At 63.7% G+C, this 12,176-nt stretch carries 9 protein-coding genes; 5 read left to right on the forward strand and 4 right to left on the reverse strand.

Features of this window, described 5'->3' with window-relative positions:
- Positions 1-91: 91 nt before the first annotated feature.
- Complete coding sequence (locus AC3XQU_RS07720; protein WP_489873560.1) at positions 92-715, reverse strand: TetR/AcrR family transcriptional regulator; 624 nt, start codon at positions 713-715, stop codon at positions 92-94.
- A gap of 159 nt (positions 716-874) precedes the next feature.
- Between AC3XQU_RS07720 and AC3XQU_RS07725 the strand changes: the two genes are divergently transcribed.
- The 3 genes from AC3XQU_RS07725 (at position 875) to AC3XQU_RS07735 (ending at position 4,829) form a co-directional block, all read left to right on the forward strand.
- On the forward strand, positions 875-1,927 hold the full coding sequence (locus tag AC3XQU_RS07725) for an SDR family oxidoreductase (RefSeq protein ID WP_489873561.1): 1,053 nt from the start codon (positions 875-877) through the stop codon (positions 1,925-1,927).
- A 389-nt stretch (positions 1,928-2,316) separates the two neighbouring features.
- Positions 2,317-3,018 carry a PRC-barrel domain-containing protein gene (locus AC3XQU_RS07730; protein ID WP_489873562.1) on the forward strand — a complete coding sequence of 234 codons (702 nt, stop codon included), beginning with the start codon at positions 2,317-2,319 and terminating at the stop codon, positions 3,016-3,018.
- Between the two features lie 443 nt (positions 3,019-3,461).
- Positions 3,462-4,829, forward strand: a complete 1,368-nt coding sequence (locus AC3XQU_RS07735) for a zinc metalloprotease (RefSeq protein ID WP_489873563.1) — start codon at positions 3,462-3,464, stop codon at positions 4,827-4,829.
- 96 nt (positions 4,830-4,925) lie between these two features.
- Here AC3XQU_RS07735 and hrpA read toward each other — a convergent pair whose 3' ends face one another.
- Positions 4,926-9,182, reverse strand: coding sequence for an ATP-dependent RNA helicase HrpA (gene hrpA / locus AC3XQU_RS07740; RefSeq protein WP_489873564.1), 4,257 nt, complete (start codon positions 9,180-9,182; stop codon positions 4,926-4,928).
- 55 nt (positions 9,183-9,237) lie between these two features.
- Between hrpA and argA the strand changes: the two genes are divergently transcribed.
- Together argA and AC3XQU_RS07750 are read left to right on the forward strand one after the other, a co-directional pair.
- Positions 9,238-10,551, forward strand: a complete 1,314-nt coding sequence (gene argA, locus AC3XQU_RS07745) for an amino-acid N-acetyltransferase (protein ID WP_489873565.1) — start codon at positions 9,238-9,240, stop codon at positions 10,549-10,551.
- Positions 10,552-10,599: 48 nt separating this feature from the next.
- Positions 10,600-10,872: an oxidative damage protection protein gene (locus AC3XQU_RS07750; RefSeq protein ID WP_091874761.1), complete on the forward strand. Its 273-nt coding sequence runs from the start codon at positions 10,600-10,602 to the stop codon at positions 10,870-10,872.
- Positions 10,873-11,009: 137 nt separating this feature from the next.
- On the opposite strand, the gene AC3XQU_RS07755 is transcribed toward AC3XQU_RS07750, so the two are convergent.
- Complete coding sequence (locus tag AC3XQU_RS07755; protein WP_489873566.1) at positions 11,010-11,366, reverse strand: hypothetical protein; 357 nt, start codon at positions 11,364-11,366, stop codon at positions 11,010-11,012.
- A 21-nt stretch (positions 11,367-11,387) separates the two neighbouring features.
- Positions 11,388-12,065 carry a ribose-5-phosphate isomerase RpiA gene (gene rpiA, locus AC3XQU_RS07760; protein WP_489873567.1) on the reverse strand — a complete coding sequence of 226 codons (678 nt, stop codon included), beginning with the start codon at positions 12,063-12,065 and terminating at the stop codon, positions 11,388-11,390.
- Between the last annotated feature and the right edge of the window lie 111 nt (positions 12,066-12,176).

Here is a 12,176-nt window from a genome sequence, read left to right on the forward strand (position 1 = left end):
TCGACTCCTTGGCAATCAAGTTTCGCACAGGTGTGCGAAATTACGTCAAAAAAATGGACGGACCTGTCTTGTCCCGCCCGGTTAGGCAACCCTATTCCAGGTCGCTGAAACTCTTGTACGTCGATATCAGCCGGTTGTAAGCCCGCTGCGCCCGGCGCGTCACGACCACGTCGCGCAGGAACCTGGCGTCGTGCATGACGCCGATGACCAGGCTGTAGATCTCGAACACCAGCTGCTCGGCTTCGGTGTCGGGCCGCAGGTGCCCTGCTTCCACCGCCTGCAGCACCGTCTTGCGCAGCGAAGCGCGCCAGCGCACGATGCCTTCCTCGATGCGGTCGCGCAGGGGCCCGGGCACATCGTCGAATTCGAAAGCGCCCGCCGTGTAGAGGCAGCCGCCGCGCGTGGTCTCGTTGCCGATCTTCTTCAGCCACAGGCTCACGTGCATGTTCAGGCGCGGCAGCCCCCTGGGCAGCTGCAGCGCCGGCAGGAAGACCTCGTCGGCAAAGCGGCGGTCGTATTCGTCCAGCACCGCGCCCTGCAGGGATTCCAGCGAACCGACGCGCGAGAACACGCCGCTCTTGCTGATGCCGGTGCGCTTGGACAGCTCGCCCAGCGAGACCTTGCCGATGCCCTCCGCGGCCGCCATGTCGACTGCGGCGTCGAGGATGGCGGCATAGGTGGCTTCGCTCTTGGCGGTGATGGCGGCAGTAGACATGCACCTACTTTAGCACACCTGTGCGAAACAACAAGCGAAATCTCTGATTGCCCGGCAGCTACCGTATGCAGGCCTGTCCGCGTTCTCGCTACCATCGTTTTCCATTGCGGACGGGCTCGCCCGACCGCCGCCCTTTTCTCATGACCCCAGGAGTGAAGCATGGATCCAGACCAGAAAAACACCGACGAGCACGTAGAGCCGTCGCGGCGCCGTTTCGTCGGTACCGTCGCCACCGGTATCGCCGCTTCCGCCGCCGCCTCTGCCGCCGCCTTGCCGGCGATGGCCCAGCAGGCCGGCGCCGGCCCGGCCGCAGGCACGCAGCCGGCGCCCGGCCTGGCGCGCGCGGCTGCCGCGCGCTATCCGGCGCCGCCCTTCCCCAGCCAGTCGCAGCCCTGGCCGGGACTGGCCGGCAAGATGACGCCGCGGCCGGACCATGGCGAAACGACCTACCGCGGCAGCGGGCGCCTGGCGGGACGCAAGGCGCTGGTCACCGGCGGCGATTCGGGCATCGGGCGCGCGGCGGTGATCGCCTTCGCGCGCGAAGGCGCCGACGTGGCCATCAACTACCTGCCCGCGGAGGAAGACGATGCGCGTGAAGTGGTCAAGCTGATCCGGGATGCGGGACGCAAGGCGGTGGCCCTGCCGGGCGACATCCGGGACGAAGCGTTCTGCCGCAAGCTGGTGGCCGACGCCGTGCGCGAGCTTGGCGGCCTCGATATCCTGGTCAACAATGCGTCGCGCCAGAAATCGGCCGATTCGATCCTGGATATCTCGAACGCCGATTTCGACTGGACCATCAAGACCAACGTGTATGCGACCTTCTGGATCACGAAGGCCGCGGTACCGCACCTCAAGCCCGGCAGTGCGATCATCGTCACGGCCTCGCAGCAGGCCTACGGGCCGTCGGAGAACCTGCTCGATTACGCGGCAACCAAGGCGGCGCAGGTGGCGTTCACGAAATCGCTGGCCAAGCAGTTGGCGCCGAAGGGCATCCGCGTCAACGCGATGGCGCCGGGGCCGGTGTGGACGCCGCTACAGGTAGCGGGTGGGCAGACGCAGGAGAACCTGAAGAAATTCGGGGAGGACACGCCGATGAAACGGCCGGGCCAGCCGGCCGAACTGGCGTCGGCCTTCGTCACACTGGCGTCGGACGAATCGAGCTTTACCACCGGCCATGTGTACGGCGTCTCAGGCGGAGGCGGCCAGCCTTGATGGCGGGCTCTGAGATTGCGCGCAGGCTGGGGCCAGCCTGCGCGCGCAAGGCCCCTGGTTCAGCGGCGGCTGAGCCAGCTCAGGCGGGCGAAAAGGGAATCGAACAAGGAGACGACCGGACGGGTCGGGATCAGTTTGCCCAATGGGCCGGCGTAGTTGCAGCGCGAATTGACGGTCATTTGTTTTATCTCCGAAACATTACTTAGCACATTAACTACAGTGCAAATCATTTTCTGTGCGCTAACTCGCTTAGCGAAGCAACTCAGCCATATCTGTCGCGCGCGGCCCCACACGATTGAGCCATATCATGCGATTAGCAAGGTCGCACCCTACCCTTGGTGGATAGCTTTGCTGGCTTTGCCGGTAACTCAACGACCATGGAGGACATGATGAGCTACGCAGATCGTGATAAATATGGCATGTACACGGACACCCGCAGCAGCGGGCCCGGCCCGGCGCTGATGGGGGCGGACACCCTGATCGGAGACAGTGTAGTCAATGCCGCAGAGGAAGATCTCGGCAACATCAAGGAAATCATGCTCGACATGCAGACCGGCCAGGTGGCCTATGCCGTGCTGGCCTTCGGCGGCTTCCTGGGCATGGGCGAGAAGCTGTTCGCCGTGCCCTGGCAGGCGCTGCACCTCGACACCGTGAACAAGCGCATGGTGCTCAATGTCGAGAAAGAGCGCCTGCAAAACGCACCGGGCTTCGACAAGGATGCCTGGCCGGACATGAGCGACCTCACCTGGGCCACCGGCATCCACAGCTTCTACGGCACGGACATCAACCGTCCGGGCGCTCCGTCCATGGGGCCAGGCTCGTCGGTGCGCGGCATGACCGGCAGCACCGGCGCCGGGTCCGGCTCGGCGATGGGCAGCGGCATGGGCTCGAGCATGGGGGCGGGTTCGGCCGGCGGCGCCAGCAGCACGGGTGGCGCGGCCAGCGGCGCAGGCAGCAGCGTCGGTGTCAGCGTGGGTTCAGGCAGCGCACATGGCGATTCGTATGGGGTGGGCGGCAGCCCCGATCCGCGGCCGGGGCATGAGGGCGATGACAAGGACTTGAGCCGGATTCGCGGCAGCAATATCGGGTAGACCAAGCCTTCACAGGTGGGCTAATCGTCGATGGATATTGGTGTAGACGAAGACGATCGGCCTGCCTGCCTGCCTGCCTGCGTACCGAGCCTGACAGGCTGCAGATGCCGCGCATCGTCAGCTGCCTTCCCTTTTCCCTATACAGCATTTTCCGGACAAGGTTGCTCCAGCGCCGTGCACCAGGCCGATCCGCTTCGATCGGCGCTTTCTGCCTCTGCAAGACGTCGCAAAAGATATGCGGCAACGTGAATCAGGTTCATCGGTTCATACAACTACGCGCGTAGTTGATCATCAAAAAATTATCATCCACAATAATTTTTTGACTATGAATCACTGGAGCCTGATTAACATAATTTTGTCGTATTTACATCAAACTAACAAAGGACAAGGAGCGCCTCCAGGCAGTTAACATTAATATCATACCTTCGGTATCGAACAGTTGCATGCCGATCAGGACAGCTAACAAAACCAACGAAAGGGATGATATGGACGTCAGTCGCATTGTCTTCGGTATCTTGTTTAGTCTGATTTCGTTTTCTCCGCCGGCGCTTGCCCAACAGGACACAGGTTCAGCTCAACAACCGTTTCAAGGGCCGAACGCGGCCACTGCTGGCCAGGCAAACCCCATTCTTGAAAGTCTTCCCGAACATTTACTGTACATCTACACCAAGGACGAGACGATCGCAGAGCCGTCTCTTACGCAGCGCCAGCTAAGTGCAAAAGCCCGCAGGTGGGAAAAAGACCGTGTCCTGAAAGTCTGTCTGTTCGGAGGCAACCGTGCTGTCGCTCAGTTGATCCGCCAAGTTGGCGGCGAATGGAACCAGGTTTCGAACGTCAAGTTCGATTTCGGGCCAAGTAACAGCTGGTATAACTGCCTGGCGCCGTCTCAGGGTTTCTTCCAAATCCGTATCGGCTTCGGAGAACGCGGCTATTGGTCGGCAGTAGGAAACGATGCGGAACAACGGCTCATGCCTTTACAACCCTCGATGAACTTCGAAGGATTCAATATTTATTATTCCGACCTGCGTTTCCAGCCGCCAACGGTCGTGAAAAACGCGAGGCCCTACGACCTGGCCGCCATTCGGCACGAATTCGGGCATGCGCTCGGGCTGCTCCACGAACATCAGAATCCATCGCTCAACTGCCAGAAACAAATTCGCTGGACAGGGCCAGGCAATGTGTTCGAATTCCTGGGGCGCCAACAAGGATGGACAAATGCTCAGGTCGAACGAAACCTGGGATACGTCAGCCAAACCGACCCTGACTATGAAACCGGAGCCCCTGATCCCCGCTCGGTAATGATGTATTCCCTGCCTGCAGAGATATTCATTAACGGCGCCTCGAGCAGTTGTTACGTCAAGGTCAATTATGAAATCTCAGCGAAGGATGCCCAAATTGCCGCAAGACTTTATTCATCGGACAGCGAGAGTCTTGCAGGGTCTCCTGGAGAGCTCGACATCAAGACAGCGAAACTTGCCTCTTTGCCCCAATTTGTTGACGCTCCAAATCGACAAGACCTGCTTTCACGAATCAAGAACGACCTGGAATCCACCGATAAATTCGTGCGGCGCGATGCACGCGCCAGACTGGCGGACGTTTTACAAAAGGGAACGACGAACGACGAAGTCTCGGACCTCGTCGCGGGAATGCAGGGAGCCTCGTATCGATACCGGCTCGGCGTCGCCGCGGGACTGGCGCAAGCACGCCCGGCCTTGCGCCTGGACCCGGCAATCAAGGATACCTTGAAAAATTCGGCAAGACGGACAAACGACCTGACCCTGAGACGTACATTGGAGGCCGCCAGTAAATAAGGATCATTACTCTTCGACGGAAAACAAAGACTAGCGACCCTGACACGCGGCCGGCAGAGCGATACGCTCTACCGGCCGCAGTTTCAGGGAAACAGCTCACCGAATCATCGACTCCCACACCTTCTGCAGGCGCTTGGCCGACACCGGCATCGGCGTCCTCAACTCCTGCGCGAACAGCGACACCCGCAACTCCTCCAGCATCCAGCGGAACTCCAGCATGCGCGGGTCGTTGCTCTTGCTGGAGAGGTTCTTGAGCGTGCGCTGGTACTGGTTGGCGACGCCCTGCCATTCGGCCATCAACTGCGCGTCGCGCGACGGATTGCCGCGCAGCTTTTCCAGGCGCACGTTGATCGCCTTCAGGTAGCGCGGGAAGTGCGCCAGCTGGCTGTACTCGGTGTCCGCGATGAAGCGCTTGTGCACCAGCCCTTGCAGCTGGGCCTGGATGTCGGCCGCCACGGCCGGGGCCAGGCTCTGGATGCGCTTGGGCATGCCGTGGAATTCCGCCAGCACCGAACCCACCAGCCGCGCCGTTTCGTTGATCAGGAGCCCGATGCGGGCCTTGCCTTCGTCGCGGCGCTTGTTGAACGAGGCCGCATCGGTCGGCAGCGGGTCCTGCAGGCAGGCGATATCGACCGCCTTGGCGATGATCTGGTCGCGCAGGTCTTCCTGCGAGCCCACGCTCATGAACTGCATGCCCATGTTCTGCAGGCCGGGAATGTTCTTCTCGGCGAACTTGAGCTGCTCCTTCAATTGCAGCATGAACAGGCGGCGCAGGCCGACGCGGTGGGTGCGCGCCGCCACGTTCGGGTCGTCGAAGACTTCCAGGTCGCAGTGCGTGGTCTTGTCCACCAGCGCCGGGAAGCCGATCAGGGTCAGCTTGCCCTGGGTGATTTCCAGCAGTTCCGGCAGCTCGCCGAAGCTCCAGGTCGTCAAGCCGGTGTGCTGGCTGGCTCCGGCCGGCGCCGCCGCCGCAGGGGCGGCGGCAGCCGAGGGCTTCGTCACCGGTCCGGCGCCGCCCTTGCCTTTCGTGGCGACCGGCGCCGCGGCAGGCGCCGCCGGCTGCAGGCGCGCCGGCGCAGCCGACGGCGTGGCTTCCGCCAGCTTCTGGAAGCTCTGGCGCGCCTGGCCGCCCAGCTCCGCCTGCAGCGTCGCCAGGTTGCGGCCCATGTCGAGCTGGCGGCCGTGCTCGTCGATCACCTTGAAATTCATCGACAGGTGCACCGGCAGCGTCTCGAGCTTGAAGTCGCCGGTCAGCACGTTCACGCCGGTCTGCTCGCGCACGTCCGCAATCAGGACGTCCACCAGGTCGCCCCGGCCGAACGTGCCGGCGCGGTCGATGCGCTCCACGAACTTCGCCGCATAGTCCGGCAGCGGCACGCAGTGGCGGCGCAGCTTCTGCGGCAGCGATTTGAGCATCAGGTGGACCTTCTCCTTGAGCATGCCCGGCACCAGCCAGCCGGCGCGCTCCTGGGGAATCTGGTTCAGCGCGAACAGCGGCACGGCGAGGGTCACGCCATCGCGCAGGCTGCCCGGCTCGAAGTGGTAGCTCAGCCCCATCTCGATGCCGGTGACGTTCATCGTCTTCGGGAACAGGTCGGTGGTCACGCCCGCCGCCTCGTGCCGCATCAGCTCTTCGCGAATGAGGTACAGCAGCTTCGGGTTCTCACGCGAGGCATCCTTGTACCACTTCTCGAAGCCCGCGCCGTTCACCACCGTCTGCGGAATCTCCTTGTCGTAGAAGGCGGCGATCAGCTGCTCGTCCACCAGCACGTCCAGGCGGCGCGACTTGTGTTCGAGGTTCTCGATTTCCTTGACCAGCTTGTGGTTGTGGGCGAAGAACGGCGCACGCGTCTCGTAGTCGCCCGCGACCAGCGCATCGCGGATGAAGATCTCGCGCGCTTCCACCGGGTTGTACTGGCTGTAGTTGATGCGGCGGTTGTTGTAGATGACGATGCCGTACATCGTCGCGCGCTCGAGCGCCGTCACTTGCGCCTGGCGCTTTTCCCAGCGCGGCTCGCCCCAGGATTTTTTCAAGAGGTGCGCGCCCACCTTTTCCACCCACTCGGGCTGGATCTGCGCAATGGTGCGCGCATACAGGCGGGTGGTCTCGACCAGTTCGGCCGCCATCACCCAGCGCCCCGGCTTCTTCGCCAGGTAGGAACCCGGCCAGATATGGAACTTGATGCCGCGCGCGCCCAGGAAGACCGGCTCGTCCTCGGCCTTGAAGCCGATATTTCCCAGTAAGCCAGTCAGCAGCGCCAGGTGCAGCTGGTCGTAGGTGGCCGGGGCCGCGTTCAGGCGCCAGCCCTGCTCGCGCGCCACCGTCAGCAGCTGCGAATGCACGTCGCGCCACTCGCGCAGGCGCAGCTGCGACAGGAAGTTGGCACGGCAGTTTTCCTGCAGCTGGCGGTTGGTCTTCTTGTGCTCGATGGCGTCTTCGAACCAGGCCCAGATCTTCAGGTAGCTGAGGAACTCGGACTTTTCGTCCGCGAACTTCTTGTGCTTCTCGTCGGCCTGCTGCTGGTATTCGATCGGGCGGTCGCGCGGATCCTGCGTCGACAGCGCCGAGGCCACGATCAGCATCTCGGTGAGGCAGTCGTTGTCGACCGCGGCCAGGATCATGCGCCCCACGCGCGGGTCGAGCGGCAGCTTGGCCAGCTTGCGGCCCAGCGGCGTCAATTCGTTGGTGTCGTCGACGGCGCCGACTTCCTGCAGCAGCTGGTAGCCGTCCGCGATCGCGCGGCCCTGGGGCGGCTCGATGAAGGGGAAGGTCTCGACATCCGTCAGGTGCAGCGACTTCATGCGCAGGATGACCGAGGCCAGCGACGAGCGCAGGATCTCCGGGTCGGCGAATTTCGGGCGCTTGTTGAAATCGTCTTCTTCGTACAGGCGGATGCAGACGCCGTCGGCCACACGGCCGCAACGGCCGGCGCGCTGGTTGGCCGAGGACTGCGCCACCGGCTCGACCTGCAGCTGCTCGACCTTGTTGCGGAAGCTGTAGCGCTTCACGCGCGCCAGGCCCGTGTCGACCACGTAGCGGATGCCCGGCACCGTCAGCGAGGTCTCGGCCACATTGGTGGCCAGCACCACGCGGCGCGCATTGGTGGTCTTGAAGACGCGGTCCTGGTCTTCCACCGACAGGCGCGCGAACAGCGGCAGGATCTCGACATGCGGCGGATGGTGCTTGCGTAAGCTTTCCGCGCAATCGCGGATCTCGCGTTCGCCCGGCAGGAACACCAGCACGTCGCCCGAGCCGATGCGGCACAGCTCATCGACCGCGTCGACCACCGCTTCCATCAGGTCGCGCTTCTCACGCGCGGCCTGCGCCTTGCTCGGTCCTCCCTGCGGCGCCTCGCCCGGCCTGGTATTGGTGGCCGTGACGGGATCGCGGTCCACGGGGCGGTAGCGCACCTCCACCTTGTACAGGCGGCCCGACACCTCGATCACGGGCGCGGGCTTGCCCGGCGTGCCGAAGTGGCGCGAGAAGCGGTCGGCGTCGATGGTCGCCGAGGTGATGATGATCTTCAGGTCCGGCCGGCGCGGCAGCAGCTGCTTGAGGTAGCCGAGCAGGAAGTCGATGTTCAGGCTGCGCTCGTGCGCCTCGTCGATGATGATCGTGTCGTAGTTGCGCAGCAGCGGATCGGTCTGGGTCTCGGCCAGCAGGATACCGTCGGTCATCAGCTTGACCGAGGCGCCGCGCTGCAGCGTGTCGGTGAAACGCACCTTGAAGCCCACGTGCTCGCCCAGTGGCGAGCCGAGTTCCTGCGCGATGCGCTTGGCGGTGCTCGAGGCCGCGATCCGGCGCGGCTGGGTGTGGCCGATCAGGCCCTTTTGTCCGCGGCCCAGCTCCAGGCAGATCTTCGGCAGCTGGGTGGTCTTGCCCGAACCGGTTTCGCCCGAGACGATGACGACCTGGTTCTCGGAAATCGCCTTGGCGATTTCGGCGCGGCGGCCGGAGACCGGCAAATCTTCCGGGTAGACGATCGGCGGCAGCGGTGTGCGGAACGGCGGGGTGCGGCCCTCTTCCGGGCGCTCGCCTTTTTCGGGACGCGGCGGCCTGGCTTCACCGCGCGCTTCGCCCGGCTGGCGCGGTGCGCGCTGCGGCTGCGGCGGGTTCGGCTTGCGTTCACCCTGTGGCTTGGCGGGACGCCTCTCTCCCTCGGCACGCGGGGCGCGCGGTGGGTTGCGCGGTTCGCCACGCGGCGCTTTGGTCTGCAATTCGCCGTCGCGCGTCTGCGTCATCGGCGCGCGCAGTTCACCCTCCGGGCGCGGCGTGCGCGGCTCGGTAGCAGGGGTAGTCGGGGAAGCGGCGCGCGCCGATGGAGGCGAAGGCTTGTTACTCTGTTCAGACATTAGTTTTTACAAGGTATTTGGTGCGCACGTCGCGCAGCGAATTATAATGCGGCAAATGGAAAATCCTACCCAATTCGTCCAGTGGCTGCGCTCTGTCGCGCCGTACATTCACGCCTTTGGCGGCAAGACCTTCGTTGTTGCCTTCCCGGGTGAGCTGGTCGCCTCCGGCGCCCTGCCGGTACTGGCGCAAGACCTGTCCCTGCTGGTGGCGCTCGGCATCCGCGTGGTGCTGGTGCACGGCTCGCGGCCCCAGGTAGCCGAGCAGCTTGGCCTGCGTAACGTCGAAGGCCGTTTCCATAACGGCATCCGCATCACCGACACCGCCGCGCTCGAATGCGCGAAGGAAGCCGCCGGCGAGCTGCGCCTCGACATCGAGGCTGCCTTCAGCCAGGGCTTGCCGAACACCCCGATGTCGCACGCCCAGATCAGCATCGTATCGGGCAACTTCGTCGTTGCGCGCCCGCTTGGCGTGATCGACGGCGTCGACTTCGAACTCACCGGCGTGACCCGCAAGATCGCGGCCGAGAAAATCCACCCCATTTTGCAGACCGAAGACAGCCTGGTGCTGCTCTCGCCGCTGGGCTTCTCGCCCACCGGCGAGATCTTCAACCTGACCATGGAAGACGTGGCCGCATCGACCGCGATCGCCCTGCACGCCGATAAGCTGATCTTCATCACCGAAACCCCGATGATGGTCGACGCGGCCGACACCGAGATCCGCGAACTGTCCTCGCACCAGGCAGAAGCCGTGCTGCAGGCCGGCTTTCTGCCGCCGGACGCCGCTTTCTACCTGCAGCATGCCGTGAAAGCCTGCAACAGCGGCGTGGACCGCGTGCACGTGGTGCCCTTCGAGATGGATGGCTCGGCCCTGCTCGAGTTGTTCACCCACGACGGCGTGGGCACCATGATCAGCCACGAGAACCTGGAAAGCCTGCGCCAGGCCACAATTGAGGACGTCGGCGGAATTATCAAGCTCATCGAGCCGCTGGAAGCCGACGGCACCCTGGTGTACCGCGGCCGCGAGCTGATCGAACGCGAAATCGACCAGTTCTCCGTCATCGACCACGACGGCGTGATCTTCGGCTGCGCCGCGCTCTACCCCTTCCCGGAATCGAAGATGGGCGAGATGGCCTGCCTGACCGTGAGCCAGGAAGCCCAGACCCAGGGCGACGGCGAGCGCATCCTCAAGCACATGGAAAACCGCGCCCGCGCCGCCGGCCTGACCAAGCTGTTCGTGCTGACCACCCGCACCTCGCACTGGTTCAAGAAGCGCGGCTTCGTGCCGGCCTCGGTGGACGACCTGCCGAAGGATCGCCAGCACATGTACAACTGGCAGCGCCGGTCACAGGTTTTGATCAAAACCTTATAATAACGGTCTTACACTGACCGCTTTCCAACAGAATCACAGGAGTACACGATGGCCCGCACCGTCCAATGCATCAAACTGAACAAGGAAGCCGAAGGCCTGGACTTCCCGCCGGTCCCAGGCGAGATGGGCAAGAAACTCTACCTGTCGGTGTCGAAGGAAGCCTGGCAAGCCTGGCTCAAGCACCAGACCATGCTGATCAACGAGAACCGCCTGAACCTGGCCGACGACCGCGCCCGCAAATACCTGGCCACGCAGATGGAAAAGCATTTCTTCGGTGATGGCGCCGATGCGGCTGTGGGTTACGTGCCGCCGACGGCGTAAGTGTTCGCTTTCCGTAGGGTGGTCAAGTCTCTTGCCCACGCGTTCAACGTCGGGTTGATCAGTCGCGGCGCGTCAATGCAAACGTGATGTGAACGCGTGGGCAGAATCTGCCCACCCTACGCCAGCACCACCGCCAACTACATCTTCACGCACTGCCGCAGTTCACAGCGCGCCTGGAATACCTTCCCACGCATCGCCCCATCCTCGCAGCGCATCCGGTACACCTCCACCGGCCCCGCCTCCGTCATCAAGCCCGCGCCCTGCCCGCCTGTGCAGCCCTGCGCCTTCGCCATCTTCTCGACCGTCGCCGACGACACGCCGGTACGGAAGGGCACGCGCTCGATTGGCGCGCCGTTACCGTCGGTCAGTCCAGGCGCGGCCGGCCTCGCAGCCGCCACGGCCATCGGCGCCGGCTGCATGGTGCTCCTGAACAGGGAACAGCCGCTCAACAACACGGCCGTCGATACCGCCACCAGCGCCAGCGCATGCTTCATCAGTCGTTCTCCGCTTAAAGCTTAGAAAGTCAGGGTCTTCACGCCTTCGGCGGTGCCGAGCAGGCAGACATCCGCGCCCGCCTTGGCGAACAGGCCAACCGCGATCACGCCGACGATCTGGTTGATTTTTTCTTCCAGCGCCACCGGGTCGGTGATCGTCAGGCCGACCACGTCGATCAGCTCACCGCCGTTGTCGGTGATGAAGGCGTCATTGCTGCCTGGCTTGGTGCGCAGGCGCGGCTCGCCGCCGAGTTCTGCCAGCTTGCGCATCACAACCGCACGCGCCATCGGGATGACTTCGACCGGCAGCGGGAACTTGCCCAGGGTCTCGACCAGCTTCGAACCATCGGCGATGCACACAAAACGCTTCGCCACCGAGGCCACGATCTTCTCGCGCGTCAGCGCCGCGCCGCCGCCCTTGATCATGGCGCCGCTGGCGGTGATCTCGTCGGCGCCGTCGATGTAGACCGCCATCGAGGTGACCTCGTTCAGGTCGAACACCGGGATGCCGTGGCCGCGCAGGCGCGCCGCGGTCGCTTCGCTCGAGGCCACGGTGCCCTTGATGCGGTCCTTGATCTGGGCCAGCTCGTCGATGAAGAAGTTGGCGGTCGAGCCGGTGCCCACGCCAATGATCTCGCGTTCCACCACGTACTGGATGGCTGCGCGGGCTACTTCTTGCTTGAGTTCGTCCTGGGTCATGATGCTTGTGAGGGGAGAGAAGAAAGACGCCATTCTAGCGGATCGCACCGTCCATACCGCGAAAACGTCGTTTCATCCCACCAGCTTGCCAGTCGATGCACCATGCATTGC

It is taken from the genome of Telluria sp. AZSoR62, from assembly GCF_058111565.1.